The following is an 18264-nucleotide window of genomic DNA, read 5'->3' on the forward strand; positions in this document are numbered from 1 at the left end:
AAATGGATTTATGCATCAAGAAGTCCTTTTAAGTAAGCTGCGATTTCATTATCTTGGCAGTTCGCAAAGAAGTATTCTTGGAAATGTTCTCCTGCAATTGTTTCTCTCAAGAAATCTTGGTCGATGTTTTTTAGAACGCTTAGCAGGTCGTTATGGGTAATCTTTTTAACCTCGTTTAAAATACGAGCATTTCGTTGTTCAGGAATTGCTCTTTCCTTTGGATAGCCACCGCCAACTTCTTCAGCAAAAAGTCGTTCAAATATCAATTTTAGATTTAATTCTGCACCCCAGCCAAAGCCTTTTGCATAAGGGATTGAAAGAGCATTGCCACCATTTATTTGAGAGAAGAGGTAGGCGTCTGTTGGTTCGACAGCCAAGCCACAGACCACACCAGGAAAACTATTTAAAGCAACCATCGCTCCTTCACCAGTACCGCAACCGGTGATGACAAAGTCAGCAGCTTTTGTATTTAAGAGAATGGCTGCCAGTAAACCATTTTGAACATAAGTTAATTGGCTTTCGCCTTCTTTTCCATACATACCGTAGTTGTACAGTTCATATCCTTTTTTGTCAGTTGTTTCTTTTAAGGCATCATAAATAATGTGGTTTTTAGCAGCTTGACTATTTTCGTTAATTAAAGCAATTTTCATTTTTATTTCTTCTTTCTATTCTGGTTGTTTTCCGATATAAGCTAGGATACCGCCGTCAACGTAGAGAATATGTCCATTGACAAAGTCGCTAGCATCACTAGCGAGAAAAACAGCTGGTCCCATGAGGTCTTCTGGATTCCCCCAGCGTGCCGCAGGTGTTTTAGCGATGATAAATTGGTCAAATGGATGGCGTGAGCCATCTTCTTGTAATTCGCGTAATGGTGCTGTTTGAGGAGTGGCGATATAGCCAGGACCAATACCATTACACTGAATATTAGCACTGCCGTATTCTGAAGCGATGTTACGCGTTAGCATTTTGAGTCCACCTTTAGCAGCGGCGTAAGCACTGACTGTTTCGCGACCGAGCTCGCTCATCATGGAGCAAATGTTGATGATTTTTCCGTGTCCTTTTTTAATCATCGAAGGAATGACGGCTTTGGAAACAATAAACGGGGCGTTTAAGTCAATATCAATCACTTTGCGAAAATCAGCCGCACTCATTTCGCACATAGGAACTCTGCGAATGATGCCTGCATTATTGACCAAAATATCAATAATGCCGACTTCTCGCTCAACTTGCTCAACCATTGCTTGGATGCCAGCTTCGTCAGTAACATCGCAAACATATCCATGTGCTGAGATTCCTGCTTCATGATAAGCAGTTAAACCTCGGTCAACTAATTCTTGGTTGATGTCATTAAAAACAATAGTGGCTCCTGCTTCAGCGTAGGCTTTGGCAATGGCAAAACCTATTCCGTAGGAAGCTCCAGTGATAAGGGCGATTTTTCCCTTTAGAGAAAATTGTTCTATGGAGAAAATTTTTTCTGTCATATTTTATTTCCTTTCAGTTTAATAAGATTTCATTCTAACAAGATTATATTCTAGTAAACCGGTTTTGTCAACGATAAAAAATGTTTTTTTGATATTTAGTAGTGGAACCTTTGTAAAAATCTGCTTTTCGGATTTTTGAAGATAATCTACTAAATGTTAAAAAGAAATATAGATTTCAAAAGAGATGTAAGCGCTAATATTTTTTTTAAAAAAGTATTGACAAGTAAAAAACAATAGGCTACAATGGAAAATGTAAGTAAACCGGTAAACTTAAAAGAGAGGAGAATGTATGAAAATCATAGTTATAGGACACGGAAATTTCGCTACAGGGATTCATAGTTCTTTGAAATTGATTGCGGGCGAGCAAGAGAAAGTAGATGCTATTGATTTTGTGGAAGGCATGTCCGCAAACGAACTAAAAGAAAAAATTCTAGCTGCTATTACAAGCGACGAAGAGGTCTTAGTCTTGTGTGATTTATTAGGTGGAACGCCGTTTAAGGTGGCATCCACGATAATGGGAAATAGACCAGATTTGCAAATGAATGTTTTGTCAGGCTTGAATTTAGCTATGTTGCTGGAAACCGTTTTTGCGAGAATGACACTTTCATTTGATGAAGTTGCTAAAAAAGCAGTTGCAGCAGCACATGGCGGTGTTGTCAATGGCAGAGAGTTGTTTTCAGATGATTCAGAAGTAATAGAAGAAGATTTTGAGTCAGGAATTTAAAAAGGTAAAAGGAATGATTAAAAAAGTTACGATTGAAGAAATTAACGCTCCTGAACGATTTGTAGAAGTTCCGCTTTTGACAAAAAATGAAGTAGAACAGGCAATTGAGAAAGTCATTCGGCAGTTAGAGATTAATCTTGATTATTTTAAGGAAGACTTCCCGACTCCCGCAACCTTTGATAATGTTTATCCAATTATGGATAATACAGAATGGACCAATGGTTTTTGGACGGGAGAACTGTGTCTGGCTTATGAATACAGTCATGATGAAAAATTTAAAGAAATAGCTCATAAAAATGTCTTGTCTTTCTTGGAACGGGTCAATAAAAGAGTAGAACTAGATCACCATGACTTAGGCTTTCTTTATACTCCATCGTGCATGAGTGAATATAAGTTGGATGGTGACCAAAATGCTAAAGAGGCTGCCTTAAAAGCAGCAGATAAGCTGATTGAACGCTATCAAGAAAAAGGAGGCTTTATTCAGGCTTGGGGTGAGTTAGGTAAGAAAGAACATTATCGTTTGATTATCGATTGTTTGCTCAATATTCAGTTGCTATTCTTTGCGTATCAAGAAACAGGTGAGCAAAAATATTATGAGATTGCAGAAAAACATTTTTATGCCTCTGTCAATAATGTCATTCGTGATGATGCCTCATCTTTTCACACATTTTACTTCGATCCTGAAACAGGTCACCCTCTAAAAGGTGTAACAAGACAAGGTTATAGCGATGATTCTTGCTGGGCAAGAGGACAATCTTGGGGTGTGTATGGTATTCCATTGACTTATCGCCATTTGAAAGATGAATCTTGTTTTGATTTATTCAAAGGTGTAACGAATTACTTCTTGAATCGCCTGCCAAAAGATCATGTTTCCTATTGGGATTTAATCTTTAGTGATGGTAGTAAACAGTCTCGTGATTCTTCTGCGACAGCTATTGCGGTCTGTGGGATTCATGAGATGCTGAAATACTTGCCGGAAATAGATGAAGATAAAGACATTTACAAACATGCGATGCACGCTATGCTTCGCTCTCTGATAGAAGATTATGCTAGTGATCAGTACAAGCCTGGAGGAGCGACGCTTCTTCATGGAGTGTACTCATGGCATTCTGGTAAAGGAGTAGATGAAGGCAATATATGGGGCGATTATTATTACTTGGAAGCTCTAATACGTTTCTATAAAGATTGGAATTTATATTGGTAGGAGGAGAGAGATGACAACACCAAATATTATTATGACCCGTGTGGATGAACGATTGATTCATGGCCAAGGACAGTTATGGGTGAAATATCTAGGCTGCAATACAGTTATCGTGGCAAATGACGAAGTGAGTACTGATAAGATTCAACAAACATTGATGAAGACGGTTGTACCAGATTCTATTGCCATGCGCTTCTTCTCGTTGCAAAAAGTTATTGATATTATTCACAAAGCAAATCCTGCTCAAACGATATTTATTGTTTTGAAAGATATGAAAGATGCACTAACTTTGGTAAAAGGTGGTGTTCCAATTAAGGAAATCAATATTGGAAATATTCACAATGCAGAAGGAAAAGAACAGGTTACACGTTCTATTTTCCTTGGAGAAGAGGATAAGGCAGCGATTAAGGAACTGAGTCAGTCTTATCAGGTAACTTTTAATACAAAAACAACTCCAAGCGGTAATGATGGAGCTGTAGAAGTAAATATATTGGATTATATTTAAAAAAAGGAGATTCATGATGTCAATTAATTTATTTCAAGCGATTTTAATTGGTTTATGGACAGCGTTCTGTTTTAGTGGAATGCTGTTAGGGATTTATACGAACAGATGTATTGTTTTGTCATTTGGCGTAGGGATTATTTTAGGAGACCTGCCAACTGCTTTAACAATGGGAGCGATTGGTGAATTGGCTTATATGGGATTTGGTGTTGGTGCTGGAGGAACGGTTCCGCCAAATCCAATCGGACCTGGTATTTTTGGAACGTTGATGGCGATTACAAGTGCAGGAAAAGTTACGCCAGAAGCAGCACTTGCTCTATCTACTCCAATTGCCGTTGCAATTCAATTTGTACAAACTTTTGCATATACGGTACGTGCAGGTGCGCCAGAAACAGCTATGAAGCATTTGAAAAATCGTGATATGAAGAAATTCAAAATTACGTTGAATGCGACGATTTGGTTGTTTGCTGTGATTGGCTTTGCTTTGGGATGCTTGGGTGCTCTGTCAATGGATACTTTGCTGAAATTAGTAGGCTACATTCCGCCAGTATTACTTTCTGGTTTAACGGTTGCTGGTAAAATGCTTCCGGCTATTGGGTTTGCAATGATCTTATCTGTCATGGCTAAGAAAGAATTGATCCCGTTTGTATTACTAGGTTATGTTTGTGCGGCTTATCTAAAAATTCCGACAATCGGTATTGCTATTGTAGGTACAATCTTTGCTTTAATTGAATTTTACAACAAACCAAAAACAGCAGATCATGTGGTAGAGGAGGAAGCACACGATGACTGGATCTAAATTAAACAAGAATGATTATCTCAAAACATCTTTGCGGGCATTCTTTTTACAAAATGGCTTTAACTACAGCAATTATCAAGGGTTAGGGTATGCAAATGTTATGTATCCTGCTTTGAAAAAACACTATGGTGATAATCAAGAAGGTCTCTACAAAGCATTAGAAGAAAATTGTGAATTTTACAATACGAATCCTCACTTTCTACCCTTTATTACGAGTTTACACTTAGTCATGTTAGAAAATGATCGTCCCACAGAAGAAACACGTAACATTAAAATGGCATTGATGGGACCTTTGGCCGGGATTGGAGATTCACTTTCACAATTCTGCTTGGCACCACTCTTCTCCACAATCGCAGCTTCTTTTGCGAAAGATGGTTTGATTATTGGTCCAATCTTGTTTTTCTTGGCTATGAATACCATTTTGACAGGGATTAAATTATCTACTGGTTTGTATGGCTATAAGTTGGGAACAACTGTCATTGACAAACTGAGTGAGCAAATGGCGACTATTTCGCGGATTGCTAATATCATTGGCGTGACGGTTATTGCAGGTCTAGCAGCTACTTCTGTTAAGATGACAGTGCCTATTACATTTGCCGCTGGAAAAGTAAAAGCAGGTACAAATCAAAGTATCGTGAGCATTCAAGGTATGCTTGATAAAGTAGCACCAGCGCTTCTGCCAGCTCTCTTTACTCTTTTGGTTTACTATTTGATCAAAGAAAAGAAATGGACAACCTACAAACTAGTTATTCTGACAGTTATCATTGGTATTATTGGCAGCTGGCTTAAGATTTTAGCATAATGAATACGACTTTACTTTATGGAATATTGATTGTTTTGGCAGGAACTCCGATTATACTGTCAAGCATCAGTCATTTCCGTCAGCAAAAAATGCTTCAAGAACAGATGGAGCAACGAAAAACTTATCTAGCTTCTTTAAAAGCTGGTGATGAAGTTCTATTACTGTCTGGAATTCATGGTAAAATTATTTCCATTCAAGATGAGTTGGTAACCTTGCAAATTGCTAAGAATGTAACGATTTATGTAGAAAAAGAAAGCATAATGGGAAAGACAAAGGAACAAGGACAGAAGTTTCCAACCTCTGATTAATGGTAAGGTGTAGCATTATATAATGTTTGTATTGATAATCTAGTAACACGAATGCTGCTTGCTTTATTCATGATGGATTGGAGATAAAAATCTCTAACCTCAAAGCGTACTGTATAATAAATCAACAACTAGATGACAGATTAGGTTCTCTTCCAGGCTTAAAAAAGCGAATGGAGAGAACCTAATCTGCTTTGTAGGGTAGGATAAAAGGCAGATTTCTAGAGAAGCAGAACTGTATCAACCATTTTTTAGGTAAGGAAATATGAAACAAGAACGAACTATTTTTTTTGAAGATTTTGATATAGAGTATTATCGACATTATATTCTTCGCTATCAAAAGGAAGAATATAGCCGCATTCAGCACTCCCTTGAACGAATGTTTAGCCATTATTTTTTGTTTGATGGAAATTGGGATATGGAGCCGTGCCCGAGAAAACATCAGATTCAGCCGATGAATTGGGAAGTGCTATTTGAAGAAGATCCAGAGTGGACGTACATGCTCAATCGGCAGGAGTATTTACTGAACTTTGTTATTGGTTACTTGGTCGAGGGAGACATGCGATATATTCAAAAATTGAAGTTTTTCATTTTTGATTGGATAGAGCAAGTACAGGAATTTTCTCCGCAATCTTTGACGACTAGAACCTTAGATACAGGGATTCGCTGTTTTACTTGGTTGAAAATTTTGCTGTTTTTACTGGAATTGGATTTGCTGGAAGAAAAGGAGTTGCAAATCATTTACCGCTCTCTTGAAACTCAGATTCATTTTATGAGAAGGTGTTATCGTGATAAGTATACACTCAGTAATTGGGGGATTTTGCAGACCATTCCAATGATTGCCATCTATCATTTCTTTTCAGAACAGCTCGATATTGAAGAAGAATATCTGTCTGCAATAGAAGAATTACAGCAACAGGTACAAATTCAAATTTTAGAAGATGGCACCCAGTTTGAGCAGTCTATTTTGTATCATGTAGAAGTTTATAAAGCTCTGTTAGAATTGTGTATCTTGCTACCAGAGTTGAAGCACAAGTATGCGACTTTGTTAGGGAAAATGGCTACCTACATTCAGATGATGACAGGCTTGGATGGAAAGACGATTGCTTTTGGTGATAGCGACTGTACAGATACGTGGGATATTCTGAATTTATCTGCTCTCGTTTTAGAAGATGAACAATTACTCTCATTAAAAAATCCATACTTAGATCCATATAGTTTGCTGTTGGTTGGGAGAAAAGGTGCTGATCGTTTAGCAACATTAAAAGCTCAAAAACAAGGAACAAGAACTGCTTTTTTCAAGGATTCTGGTCAGGTTTGTATTCAGACGCCTCGGAGCCATTTCTTTTTCAAAAATGGACCGATGGGTAGTGCCCATACTCACAGTGATCAAAATAGCTTTTGCCTGCAGGATCAAGGCAAGCTAATTTTTGTGGATTCTGGTCGCTATACCTACAGAGAGATAGGAGAACGTTCTGTTCTAAAAAGTGCCTGGAGTCATACCGGATGTATCCTTGATGAGACACCGCCTGAAATAGTATCTGGTTCTTGGGATTACGAAAATTATCCACAATCTTTGTTTTGCGGATATCAAGAGAACGCAGGTATTCACTATGTAGAGGGGAGTTATCTGGCTTCAAATCCATTTACTTACTTGCATACTCGGAAAATCATCATGTTGGAAGAAGGTGTTTGGCTTGTAGTGGATGACATTAGATGTGCTGGAGAGCATGAATTACGAACTCAATTTATACTAGACAGCCAAGTTGCTGGTAGTCCAAGTCAAGTCAATGACCTTAAGATTTGGAGCGAGATTCCGCTGGCGTTAGAAAAAACGTTCATTTCTAAGAAATACAATGAACTGGAAGAAAGTCATAAATTGGTCAAAATACAGAAATTTTCAGATCGAATCATTGATGCCACTCTGATTATGGATCAATCATTTACTGTAAAATATCATACAGTTTATCAAACAGATGGGCGCCGGCTTCCTAATGCACTTGCAATTGAAATAGAAAATGACTGCACAAATAAACTGATCTTAGTGTTAAATGATGATATTTACAAAGGAGAAAAATTATGTGTGGTCAATGGTATTAAAATGAGAGGAAAATGTGTTATCTATGACAAAAAAACTTGTACAAAAATCAGACTAAAAAGTTAGAAAAGTCTGATTTTATGGGATTTGAAGCCATCGTTTTGTGATAAAATATGTTATAATATGAGTGCTTAGGAGGGACCTTAAATTGGCAAAAAAATTGACCATAAAAGATATTGCAGAAATTGCTCAGACCTCAAAAACGACTGTTTCCTTTTACTTAAATGGTAAATATGAAAAAATGTCTCAGGAAACCAGAGAGAAAATCAAAAAGGTTATTGAAGAGACTAATTATAAGCCTAGCATTGTAGCGCGCAGCCTCAACTCCAAGCGAACCAAATTGATTGGCGTTTTGATTGGCGATATTACCAATAGTTTTTCAAATCAGATTGTCAAAGGAATTGAGGATATTGCACATCAAAATGGTTATCAGGTTATGATTGGAAATAGCAATTACAACCAAGAAAGTGAAGACAAATATATCGAAAGTATGCTTTTGTTAGGAGTGGATGGTTTCATTATTCAGCCGACTTCAAACTTTAGAAAATATTCTCGCATTATTGAGGAAAAAAAGAAGCGAATGGTCTTTTTTGATAGTCAATTGTATGAACATCGGACAAGTTGGGTCAAAACGAATAATTACGATGCAGTCTATGATGTGACACAGGCTTGTGTTGCAAAAGGTTATGAAAAATATATTCTCATCACGGCAGATATTAGCCGATTGAGTACACGGATTGAACGAGCTAGTGGCTTTATGGATGCTTTGGCAGATTCCAACTTAGAATATACAAGTTTGATTATTGAGGATGAGCACACTGACTTAGATAAAATGAAAGAATTTTTGCAAAAGGAAGTCAATTCAGGAGAGAAAACCTTAGTTTTTGCACCAAATTGCTGGGCTTTACCACTGGTGTTTACCGTTATGAAAGACTTGGATTTTGATATACCAAATGTGGGCTTGATTGGTTTTGATAATACAGAATGGACGAGCTTATCTTCACCAAGCATCACGACAATTGTCCAACCAGCTTTTGAAGAAGGGCAGCAAGCAACGAAAATTCTGATTGATCAGATTGAAGGTCGTCATCAGGAAGAAAAGCAGCAAGTGCTGGATTGTCGTGTTCATTGGAAAGAATCGACAATCAATTGATAACGATTAAGCAAGGTTTGAGGATTAAAATTCGGATTTTTCTCTTTCAGTTTATGCAAATTTCCTTTACTTATGCTACAATAGGAAAAAGTATGTTGATTGGAGCAAAGAATGAAAGCGATTATTACGGTTGTTGGCAAGGATAGAACGGGGATTGTGGCAGGAGTGTCTAGCAAGATTGCAGAGCTTGGTTTGAATATTGATGATATTTCACAAACGGTTTTAGATGAATTTTTCACGATGATGGCAGTCGTTTCTAGTGATGAAAAGAAAGATTTCACTGTTTTGCGCGAGGAGTTTGAAGCCTTTGGCAAAACTCTCAATATTAAAATCAATATTCAAAGTGCAGCAATTTTTGATGCCATGTACAATATCTAACAGAGGTGAAAAAATGGATATAAAGCAGGTTACTGAAACGATTGCCATGATTGAGGAGCAGAATTTTGATATTCGGACTATCACTATGGGCATTTCACTTCTCGACTGTATTGATACGGATATTGAGCGAGCGGCGGAAAAAATCTATCAGAAGATTACCAGTAAAGCTAGAGATTTGGTAGCTGTCGGAGATGAAATCGCTGCTGAGCTAGGGATTCCCATTGTCAACAAGCGCGTTTCTGTCACGCCTATTTCCCTAATTGGGGCAGCGACCGATAGTGAGGATTATGTGCCACTGGCAAAGGCGCTGGATCGAGCAGCAAAAGAAATCGGTGTTGACTTTATCGGTGGTTTTTCTGCTCTAGTGCAAAAGGGTTATCAAAAAGGAGATGAAATCCTTATCCGTTCCATTCCGCGAGCTTTAGCGGAGACTGATAAGGTTTGCTCCTCTGTCAATATTGGTTCCACCAAGTCAGGCATTAACATGACGGCGGTGGCAGACATGGGACGTGTCATCAAGGAAACGGCTGAACTTTCTGATATGGGAGCTGCGAAATTAGTTGTTTTTGCGAATGCTGTCGAGGACAATCCTTTCATGGCAGGAGCTTTTCACGGTGTCGGTGAAGCGGATGTAGTCATCAATGTTGGGGTTTCTGGTCCTGGTGTTGTCAAGCGTGCGCTGGAAAAAGTCCGTGGTGAGAGCTTTGATGTGGTGGCAGAAACGGTTAAGAAAACAGCCTTTAAAATCACTCGTATCGGTCAATTGGTCGGTCAAATGGCTTCAGAGCGCCTAGGTGTGAAATTTGGAATTGTTGATTTAAGTTTGGCACCAACGCCAGCTGTTGGGGATTCTGTCGCTCGTGTTTTGGAAGAAATGGGATTGGAAACGGTCGGTACGCATGGAACGACGGCAGCTTTGGCTTTGCTTAATGACCAAGTCAAAAAAGGTGGCGTAATGGCTTGCAATCAAGTCGGCGGTTTGTCTGGTGCTTTCATTCCAGTTTCAGAAGACGAGGGGATGATTGCAGCAGTTCAAAATGGATCTCTCAATCTAGAAAAATTAGAAGCCATGACTGCTATCTGCTCAGTAGGCTTGGATATGATTGCGATTCCTGCGGCAACACCTGCTGAAACCATTGCAGCTATGATTGCCGATGAAGCGGCAATTGGCGTTATCAATCAGAAAACGACAGCGGTGCGGATTATTCCTAAAGGAAAAGAAGGGGACATGATTGAATTTGGCGGTCTTTTAGGAACGGCTCCGGTCATGAAAGTTAATCAGGCGTCATCTGTTGATTTTATCGCGCGTGGTGGACAAATTCCAGCACCAATTCATAGTTTTAAAAATTAAAATGTGGTCTGTATGACAGGCCTTTTCTTTTGAAAAGGAGATTGAAATGACAAAAACGAAAATATACATTATTCGTCATGGAAAAACGATGTTTAATACAATTGGTCGGGCGCAAGGATGGAGTGATACGCCACTTACGGCTGAAGGGGAACGTGGCATCCATGAATTAGGAATTGGTCTGCGAGAGTCGGGGTTGAAATTTTCTAAAGCTTTTTCCAGTGACTCTGGGCGAACGATTCAGACCATGGGGATTGTCCTTGAAGAACTCGGTTTAACAGGCAACATTCCTTATACTTTTGACAAACGGATTCGTGAGTGGTGTTTCGGAAGTTTTGATGGAGCCTATGGTGGTGAGCTTTTTTATGGCGTGATTCCACGAGTTCTTAATACAGATGACTATAAGGAGCTGAGTCTACCTGAGTTGGCGAATGGCTTGGTTGAAGTCGATACAGCTGGTTGGGCTGAACCTTGGGAACAATTGAGCAGTCGGATTCTGGATGGGTTTACAGCGATTGCTAAAGATGTAGAAGCTTCTGGCGGAGGCAATGCTCTTGTCGTCAGTCATAGTATGACAATCGGTGCTTTTGCGTATCTGATTGATGAAGCGATTACCAAAAATCCTGGCGTGCAAAATGGCAGTGTAACAGTTGTGGAATATGAAAATGGGAAATTTACCATTCAAACATTAGGAGACATGTCTTATCGCCAAGTGGGTGCTAAGATACTGGAAAAACAAAAATAATTATAAAAACGGGAATGTAAGAAAAGTTGATGTTTACAAATTGTGACTTTTATCTTACTCCTGATTTTTCTTTCATCTCTCAAACGATTTTCTGCAAAAAATGATATAATATAGTGAGAAAAACGGAGGTAAAATATGGCAAAAACAAGACTATACATTGTTCGCCATGGGAAAACCATGTTTAATACAATCGGTCGGGCACAAGGCTGGTCTGATACACCTTTGACCGCTGTGGGAGAACGTGGAATTCGTGAGCTAGGGATTGGACTTCGCAAGTCTGGGATTCAATTTGCAAAAGCTTTTTCTAGTGATAGTGGGCGGACGATTCAAACCATGGGGATTCTGCTAGAGGAACTCGGTTTAACAGGACGCATTCCTTATCGCACAGATAAACGACTTCGCGAATGGTGTTTTGGCAGTTTTGATGGAGCCTATGATGGCGAATTGTTCATGGGAGTGATGCCGCGTGTTTTTAACGTAGAGCATGTTCATCAATTGAGTTATCCTGAGTTGGCCGAAGGTCTGGTGGAAGTGGATACTGCTGGTTGGGCTGAAAGTTGGGAAAAATTGAGCAATCGTATTTGGACAGGATTTTTAGACATTGCAAAAGAAATAGAAGCCTCTGGTGGTGGCAATGCTTTGATTGCTAGCCACGGCATGACTATTGGAACTTTTGTATATCTCATTGACCAAACAAGACCGCATGGTTTAGATAATGGTAGTGTGACGGTTGTTGAGTACGAAGAGGGTCGCTTTACAGTTGAATATGTTGGTGATATGTCTTATCGCACAGTGGGGGCAAAAGAACTAGCAGAACAGTCAGCAAAATAAAGTGTTCAAAATCAACTGATATGAACAAATCAAGGGAGTTTAGATAGAATTTGTATATGAAAAAGCAGGGAAATTTCCCTGCTTTTTCATATATTTCTCGACCAAAGCACAATTCGAAGCTAATGACCTGGGTAATAAATTGGGCTGAATCTGAATTGAAAGCGGATACTTTTTATATTATACTAAAATTGTAGGAGGTATCATCGTGTTATCAAATGAGCTCATTGAAAAATTTCAAATCTTTTCTAGCTATCCGAATGCCTCTATATTAGAATTAGCTGTTCTCCTGAAATCCAATAGAAAAATGGTGCTGACGGATATACGTAAAATCAATGATATATTGTTTAGTGTGGGGTTACCACGGATACAAATAGAAGAATCGTATATTCAAATGCCAGGTATTTCTCTCAATGATCTATTTTCCCGGATGTCATTAGACTCAGGTGAATATTTGTTCTTTGAAGAGCGATTGGATATGATCATACTTTATATTCTATTGAATACTGATTTTGTCTCTAATACTCATTTGCAATGCTTACTTCAGATGAGTAAAAATTCGGTTTTATCTGATTTAAAAAAAGCGAGATTGCAGGCAAAGAAATATGGGGGACAACTTGTCTATACTCGACAAGAAGGTTACATTATACGTGCAACCGACACAAAGCGTATGCTTCTACTTGAGCAAGTGGTAGAAAATATCTTAGCCAAAGCTAGTGGCAGTTGGGTCATCAAATATGTGCTGGATGAATGCCAGCTTCAAATAAATGTTGAAGAGATTTATAACTTCTTATATGATTTGGGCTGTCAATATCATTTGGTTTTTATTTTTGAAAAAACCAAAGCAGTGAGCTACTTATTAGCGGTTTTGGCTAGCCAACAATGGGAAGAACAGACTGTCATTGGACCTCCATATTTATCGAAAATGGAACAATCTTCCATAGGGAGACTTGTGAAAGAGTTGGTGGTTTCTTATCCTTTGCTAGAGCAGAAACGTTATTTTATCATGAGTCGGTTAGCAGGATGTATTCAAGGAGATTTGATAGACAATCCAGACCCGTTAATGATTTTCATTATGGATCGGATTATCAATCAAGTAAAAGCTTATACAGGGATTGAATTTAGAGATTCCATTCAATTTAGAAAAGATTTATATGCTCATCTTTATCCGGCTTTTTATCGACTTTTGTTTGATATTCCATTGAATAATCCTTTAAAAGAGCAGATTCTAAAGGATTTCAATTCACTCTTTCATCTTGTAAGGCGAAGTTTGAGCCCTTTGGAAAAATATTTGAAAAAGACGATTAGCAATGATGAAATTGCTTATTTCACCATTCATTTTGGTGGGTATCTGGAGCAGATTGGGACATCAAATCAGAGTGCGAAGTTGACTGCTCTAACTATTTGTCCAAATGGTGTTAGTTCTTCTTTGATTCTTCAGTCGGAGTTAAAGCAGCTATTTCCTAAAATGGTATTTCGAGAGGTGCACCAGCTAAAACAGGTGAAAGAAATTGGTGTTTCTACTTACGACATGATTTTTTCAACAATTTATTTTGAAACGAATAAGCCACTTTATTTGTTAAAACCTTTGATGAATTCAATGGAGAAAATCATGTTGAAAAAACAAGTTTGTACCGACTTTAATATAGATGAAATGGGAATTTCTGTTGAAGAATTATTGCAGATTATCCATAGGCATGCAGAGATCAAGGATATGAGTAAGCTTCGCAGAGAATTATCGACTTACATCATGGGTAATCAAGAAAAACAAGAACTAGGAGGATATGGTTTGGTAGATTTACTGGAAAGAAAATTAATAAGGCAGATAGAGTGTGTGCCTGATTGGAAGAAAGCGATTCAAGTGGCATCTGCTCCATTGCTGGAACAAGGTTATATCCACCAATCTTATGTGGAAGGGATGATTGATTCGGTGGAGCAAATGGGACCATATATTGTACTGGCACCAAGGGTTGCTGTTCCACATGCATCGCCTGAATACGGAGTTGATAAATTGGGAATTAGTTTATTGCAACTCAAACAACCTGTGGATTTTGATATAACAGATGAAGGAGATGAGGAAAAGCAAGTTCAACTAATTTTTGTCTTGGCTGCAGTTGATTCGACTTCCCATCTAAAGTCGTTGCAGGAGCTGGCAATGATTTTGGATGATGAAGAAGTAGTAGGGAGCTTAATTAGGGCGGAAACAATTGATGAAATACTATGCATCATCACAGAAGCAATTGAGAAAGGAGAAAGCTATGATTAAAATTGTAACAGTTTGTGGAAATGGTATCGGCAGCAGTCTTTTACTACGTTTAAAGGTGGAAGCAATAGCTAAAGATTTGGGTATCGAAGTGGAGGTAGAGTCTTGTGACTCAAATGCTGCAGTCGGAAAAGGTGCCGATCTTTACGTAACAGTTAAAGAATTTAAAGATATTTTTCCAGTAGAAACCAAAGTCTGTATTGTCAAAAGCTACACAAATCGTAAAAAGATTGAAGCAGATTTGGTCCCAGTTTTAGAAGAAATGAATCCTTAATAAGAATGGAGGTTTTATGATGAATGGAGTACTGACTTTTTTACAAAATATTTTGAGCGAACCTGCGTTTTTGATGGGCCTGATTGCCTTTGTTGGCTTAGTCGCTTTGCGCACTCCGAGTCACAAGGTGTTGACAGGAACATTAGGACCTATTCTAGGGTATTTGATGTTAGCTGCTGGAGCGACTGTTATCCAACAAAACCTAGCTCCTTTGGCTACTTTGATTGACCAAGGCTTTGGCATTACAGGGGTTGTACCAAATAATGAAGCTGTAACTTCGGTAGCTCAGAAGATTTTAGGTGTTGAAACCATGTCTATCTTGATTGTTGGCTTGGTTTTAAATATTTTGTTTGCACGTTTCACGCGATTCAAATATATCTTTTTAACAGGACACCATAGTTTCTTTATGGCTTGTCTTTTGTCTGCAGTATTGGGAGCGATTGGCTTTAAAGGAATGGCTTTAGTTGCGGTTGGCGGCTTTATTCTTGGGGCCTGGTCTGCAATTTCGCCAGCTATCGGGCAAAAGTATACTCTGAAAGTCACCGATGGAGATGAGATTGCTATGGGACATTTTGGTAGTCTGGGTTACTATCTGTCAGCTTGGATTGGTTCTAAAGTTGGCAAAAACAGTCCCAGTACGGAAGAATTGCATATCTCTGAGAAGTGGAGTTTTTTGAGAAATACAACCATTTCGACAGGCTTGGTGATGGTCGTATTTTACCTCATTGCAGTTGTAGCCTGTCTCATCAATAATCCTAAAACTGTAACAGAATTAGCAGCAGGGAAAAATCCGTTCATCTTTGCTATTGTAGGCGGTTTGACATTCGCAGTTGGTGTCGCTATCGTTTATGCTGGTGTTCGGATGATTTTAGCAGATTTGATTCCAGCTTTCCAAGGTATCGCAATGAAATTGATTCCGAATGCTGTTCCTGCTGTGGATTGTGCTGTATTCTTTCCTTATGCTCCGACGGCTGTTATTCTCGGTTTTGCTTTTAGTTTCCTTGGAGGTTTGCTTGGTATGTTCGTGTTAGGAGCAATTGGTGGTGTTTTGATTGTTCCTGGTATGGTGCCTCACTTTTTCTGTGGAGCAACTGCTGGAATATTCGGAAATGCAACAGGGGGGCGACGTGGAGCTATTTTGGGATCTTTTGTAAATGGTTTGTTTCTAGCCTTTCTTCCTGCAACGCTCTTACCCGTTTTAGGAAAATTGGGTTTTGCAAATACAACGTTTGGCGATTTTGACTTTGGCGTATTTGGAATTTTGCTGGGTAATGTTGGAAATTCCATTGGACAAATCGGTGTTTATCTGATTGTAGCGGTTTTAGTCGTGGTTTTACTGTTACCATCCATCATTACAAAGGGAAATACAGCTTTAAATAATATTTCTGAAGAATAACATAAAGGAGAAAAATATGGTTAAAACATTATCTATTAAAGTTTACTCAGATGGTGCGGTATTGGATAAGATGTTAAAGGATTTAGAGTCTGGGTTAGTATCGGGTTTTACGACCAATCCTAGTCTAATGAAAAAAGCGGGCATTACAAGTTATGTAGAATTTGCCAAAGAAGTGTTGACAAAAATTACAGAATTTCCAGTGTCATTTGAGGTGTTTTCAGACGAGATGGAAATCATGGAGAAAGAAGCAGAATTCTTAGCTTCTCTCGGTGAAAATGTCTATGTGAAAATTCCGGTCATCAATTCTCGAGGTGAATCAACTCTTCCTCTCATTGATCGATTAACATCTAAAGGAATTAAAGTTAATGTGACAGCGGTGTTTACTGTAGAACAAGTCAAGGAAATTGTGCCAGTTTTAAAGGCAGGACTGCCATCAATCGTGTCTGTCTTTGCGGGGCGGATAGCTGATACAGGTGTGGATCCGATACCGATTATGAAAGAATCTTTGACTTTATGTCATCAAAAATCTAGTGTGGAATTGCTGTGGGCGAGTCCACGAGAAGCATACAATATTTATCAAGCAGACGAGTTAGGTGTAGATATTATCACTTGTACACCAGATTTGATTCAAAAATTATCTCTCAATGGCAAAGATCTATATGAGTATTCATTGGAAACTGTTCAGATGTTTCTCCGTGATAGCACTAGCTTAGGGTTTAAGATAATAGAAGAATGATGTGCAAATACTTCATCTTAAGTCTGATTTTTAGCACTCTTGTAAAAAGAGTGCTAATTTTTTGAGTTTTTGTCTTGACTTTGGTGTGGAAGAGTGTATAATAGAATCATGAGTTAGCACTCGAGTCGGTTGAGTGCTAATTGAGATTGGAATCTTGATTGGAGGTGATGCCGTGGTCACGGAGCGTCAAAATGAGATTTTGAATTTGATTATTGATATCTTTACCAAGACCCACGAGCCAGTCGGATCCAAAGCGCTACAAGAGTCAATCAAATCAAGCAGTGCGACGATTCGTAATGATATGGCTATTCTTGAAAAACAAGGCCTTTTAGAAAAAGCACACACATCAAGTGGACGTAAGCCTAGTGTTGCAGGTTTTCAATACTTTGTCAAACACTCCCTTTCCTTTGATCGTCTTGCTGAAAATGAACTCTATGAAGTGATAAAGGCATTTGATCGTGAATTCTTCAAGTTAGAGGATGTTCTTCAACAGGCAGCAGATGTTCTTTCAATGTTGAGCGGATGTACAGTGGCAGCACTTGATGTAGAGCCAAGTCAACAACGCTTGACTGCTTTTGACATCGTGATTCTCAGCCAACATACAGCTTTAGCAGTTTTCACTTTAGATGAGTCCAATACGATTACCAGCCAGTTCGTGATCCCCCGTAATTTCCTACGAGGTGATTTAGTTCAGCTGAAAGAATTGATTCAAGATCGTTTTTTAGGACAAACAGTTCTTGATATTCACTATAAAATCCGAACAGAGATTCCTCAGATTATCCAGCGTTATTTTACAACGACCGACAATGTTCTGGATCTTTTCGAGCATATCTTTAGTGATATTTTCAAAGAAAATGTCATTGTGTCTGGGAAGGTAAGATTATTAGATTTTGCAGATTTAGAGAGTTATCAGTTCTTTGATCAGCCCCAAAAAGTAGCTTTTGAACTTCGAGATAGTTTAGCTGAAGATCAGATGCAAAGTGTGCGCGTGGCAGACAGCAGAGAAAGCTGTTTGGCTGATTTGACTCTAATTTCCAGCAAATTCCTCATTCCTTATCGAGGTTTTGGGGTGCTGGCAGTTGTCGGGCCTGTCAATCTTGATTACCAACGGCTGGTCAGCCAGATGAATGTTGTCAACCGTGTGCTGACCATGAAATTGACTGATTTTTATCGATATCTGAGTAGTAATCACTATGAAGTCCATTAATTATAGTATAAATATTCCTAAAAA

Annotated in this window: 19 protein-coding genes; 17 read left to right on the forward strand and 2 right to left on the reverse strand. The window is 38.6% G+C overall.

Annotation, left to right across the window (positions count from 1 at the left end; all coding sequences use genetic code 11):
• Positions 1-8 precede the first annotated feature (8 nt).
• Together H8787_RS02305 and H8787_RS02310 are read right to left on the reverse strand one after the other, a co-directional pair.
• On the reverse strand, positions 9-650 hold the full coding sequence (locus H8787_RS02305) for an RpiB/LacA/LacB family sugar-phosphate isomerase (RefSeq protein ID WP_009569354.1): 642 nt from the start codon (positions 648-650) through the stop codon (positions 9-11).
• A gap of 15 nt (positions 651-665) precedes the next feature.
• Positions 666-1481: a gluconate 5-dehydrogenase gene (locus tag H8787_RS02310; RefSeq protein WP_003035431.1), complete on the reverse strand. Its 816-nt coding sequence runs from the start codon at positions 1479-1481 to the stop codon at positions 666-668.
• Positions 1482-1770: 289 nt separating this feature from the next.
• Here H8787_RS02310 and H8787_RS02315 point away from each other — a divergent pair, with 289 nt between their 5' ends.
• The 17 genes from H8787_RS02315 (at position 1771) to hrcA (ending at position 18240) form a co-directional block, all read left to right on the forward strand.
• Entirely contained in the window at positions 1771-2205 is a 435-nt protein-coding gene (locus tag H8787_RS02315; RefSeq protein ID WP_003035587.1) for a PTS sugar transporter subunit IIA, read from the forward strand.
• Between the two features lie 13 nt (positions 2206-2218).
• Entirely contained in the window at positions 2219-3409 is a 1191-nt protein-coding gene (locus H8787_RS02320; protein WP_187328153.1) for a glycoside hydrolase family 88 protein, read from the forward strand.
• Positions 3410-3419: 10 nt separating this feature from the next.
• Positions 3420-3911, forward strand: a complete 492-nt coding sequence (locus H8787_RS02325; protein WP_003035570.1) for a PTS sugar transporter subunit IIB — start codon at positions 3420-3422, stop codon at positions 3909-3911.
• Between the two features lie 16 nt (positions 3912-3927).
• Positions 3928-4707 carry a PTS mannose/fructose/sorbose/N-acetylgalactosamine transporter subunit IIC gene (locus tag H8787_RS02330; RefSeq protein ID WP_003070605.1) on the forward strand — a complete coding sequence of 260 codons (780 nt, stop codon included), beginning with the start codon at positions 3928-3930 and terminating at the stop codon, positions 4705-4707.
• On the forward strand, positions 4694-5509 hold the full coding sequence (locus H8787_RS02335; RefSeq protein WP_003035586.1) for a PTS system mannose/fructose/sorbose family transporter subunit IID: 816 nt from the start codon (positions 4694-4696) through the stop codon (positions 5507-5509). Before H8787_RS02330 ends, H8787_RS02335 begins: the two co-directional genes overlap by 14 nt.
• Positions 5509-5817 (forward strand): preprotein translocase subunit YajC, encoded by a 309-nt coding sequence (gene yajC, locus H8787_RS02340; protein WP_006270279.1) that lies wholly within the window; start codon positions 5509-5511, stop codon positions 5815-5817. Before H8787_RS02335 ends, yajC begins: the two co-directional genes overlap by 1 nt.
• Before the next feature lie 262 nt (positions 5818-6079).
• On the forward strand, positions 6080-7978 hold the full coding sequence (locus H8787_RS02345) for a heparinase II/III family protein (protein WP_187328154.1): 1899 nt from the start codon (positions 6080-6082) through the stop codon (positions 7976-7978).
• Positions 7979-8060: 82 nt separating this feature from the next.
• Positions 8061-9065, forward strand: a complete 1005-nt coding sequence (locus H8787_RS02350; RefSeq protein WP_020999406.1) for a LacI family DNA-binding transcriptional regulator — start codon at positions 8061-8063, stop codon at positions 9063-9065.
• Positions 9066-9176: 111 nt separating this feature from the next.
• Positions 9177-9443, forward strand: a complete 267-nt coding sequence (locus H8787_RS02355) for an ACT domain-containing protein (protein ID WP_003035507.1) — start codon at positions 9177-9179, stop codon at positions 9441-9443.
• Between the two features lie 13 nt (positions 9444-9456).
• The gene (locus H8787_RS02360) at positions 9457-10794 is read left to right on the forward strand and encodes a PFL family protein (RefSeq protein WP_003070600.1); all 1338 of its coding nucleotides are present in this window, start codon (positions 9457-9459) and stop codon (positions 10792-10794) included.
• A 46-nt stretch (positions 10795-10840) separates the two neighbouring features.
• Complete coding sequence (locus tag H8787_RS02365) at positions 10841-11536, forward strand: histidine phosphatase family protein (protein ID WP_187328155.1); 696 nt, start codon at positions 10841-10843, stop codon at positions 11534-11536.
• A gap of 135 nt (positions 11537-11671) precedes the next feature.
• The gene (locus H8787_RS02370; RefSeq protein WP_003070598.1) at positions 11672-12367 is read left to right on the forward strand and encodes a histidine phosphatase family protein; all 696 of its coding nucleotides are present in this window, start codon (positions 11672-11674) and stop codon (positions 12365-12367) included.
• Positions 12368-12572: 205 nt separating this feature from the next.
• Complete coding sequence (locus H8787_RS02375; protein ID WP_187328156.1) at positions 12573-14630, forward strand: BglG family transcription antiterminator; 2058 nt, start codon at positions 12573-12575, stop codon at positions 14628-14630.
• Entirely contained in the window at positions 14623-14901 is a 279-nt protein-coding gene (locus tag H8787_RS02380; RefSeq protein WP_003035564.1) for a PTS sugar transporter subunit IIB, read from the forward strand. The genes H8787_RS02375 and H8787_RS02380 overlap by 8 nt, the downstream gene beginning before the upstream one ends.
• 19 nt (positions 14902-14920) lie before the next feature.
• On the forward strand, positions 14921-16297 hold the full coding sequence (locus tag H8787_RS02385; protein ID WP_003070596.1) for a PTS ascorbate transporter subunit IIC: 1377 nt from the start codon (positions 14921-14923) through the stop codon (positions 16295-16297).
• Between the two features lie 16 nt (positions 16298-16313).
• Positions 16314-17033 (forward strand): transaldolase, encoded by a 720-nt coding sequence (locus H8787_RS02390; protein WP_003070595.1) that lies wholly within the window; start codon positions 16314-16316, stop codon positions 17031-17033.
• Between the two features lie 172 nt (positions 17034-17205).
• Positions 17206-18240: a heat-inducible transcriptional repressor HrcA gene (gene hrcA, locus H8787_RS02395; protein WP_006270270.1), complete on the forward strand. Its 1035-nt coding sequence runs from the start codon at positions 17206-17208 to the stop codon at positions 18238-18240.
• The last annotated feature ends 24 nt before the right edge of the window (positions 18241-18264 follow it).

This window comes from Streptococcus sp. NSJ-72, assembly GCF_014334035.1.
In the GTDB taxonomy this organism is placed as follows: Bacteria; Bacillota; Bacilli; order Lactobacillales; family Streptococcaceae; genus Streptococcus; species Streptococcus constellatus.

Coding starts and splice junctions, on each gene's coding strand:
- H8787_RS02360 (WP_003070600.1), top strand. CDS start 9,457: ATGGATATAAAGCAGGTTACTGAAACGATTGCCATGATTGAGGAGCAG.
- H8787_RS02345 (WP_187328154.1), top strand. CDS start 6,080: ATGAAACAAGAACGAACTATTTTTTTTGAAGATTTTGATATAGAGTAT.
- H8787_RS02315 (WP_003035587.1), top strand. CDS start 1,771: ATGAAAATCATAGTTATAGGACACGGAAATTTCGCTACAGGGATTCAT.
- H8787_RS02310 (WP_003035431.1), bottom strand. CDS start 1,481: ATGACAGAAAAAATTTTCTCCATAGAACAATTTTCTCTAAAGGGAAAA.
- yajC (WP_006270279.1), top strand. CDS start 5,509: ATGAATACGACTTTACTTTATGGAATATTGATTGTTTTGGCAGGAACT.
- H8787_RS02365 (WP_187328155.1), top strand. CDS start 10,841: ATGACAAAAACGAAAATATACATTATTCGTCATGGAAAAACGATGTTT.
- H8787_RS02385 (WP_003070596.1), top strand. CDS start 14,921: ATGAATGGAGTACTGACTTTTTTACAAAATATTTTGAGCGAACCTGCG.
- H8787_RS02355 (WP_003035507.1), top strand. CDS start 9,177: ATGAAAGCGATTATTACGGTTGTTGGCAAGGATAGAACGGGGATTGTG.
- H8787_RS02325 (WP_003035570.1), top strand. CDS start 3,420: ATGACAACACCAAATATTATTATGACCCGTGTGGATGAACGATTGATT.
- H8787_RS02320 (WP_187328153.1), top strand. CDS start 2,219: ATGATTAAAAAAGTTACGATTGAAGAAATTAACGCTCCTGAACGATTT.
- H8787_RS02370 (WP_003070598.1), top strand. CDS start 11,672: ATGGCAAAAACAAGACTATACATTGTTCGCCATGGGAAAACCATGTTT.
- H8787_RS02305 (WP_009569354.1), bottom strand. CDS start 650: ATGAAAATTGCTTTAATTAACGAAAATAGTCAAGCTGCTAAAAACCAC.
- H8787_RS02335 (WP_003035586.1), top strand. CDS start 4,694: ATGACTGGATCTAAATTAAACAAGAATGATTATCTCAAAACATCTTTG.
- H8787_RS02390 (WP_003070595.1), top strand. CDS start 16,314: ATGGTTAAAACATTATCTATTAAAGTTTACTCAGATGGTGCGGTATTG.
- H8787_RS02330 (WP_003070605.1), top strand. CDS start 3,928: ATGTCAATTAATTTATTTCAAGCGATTTTAATTGGTTTATGGACAGCG.
- H8787_RS02380 (WP_003035564.1), top strand. CDS start 14,623: ATGATTAAAATTGTAACAGTTTGTGGAAATGGTATCGGCAGCAGTCTT.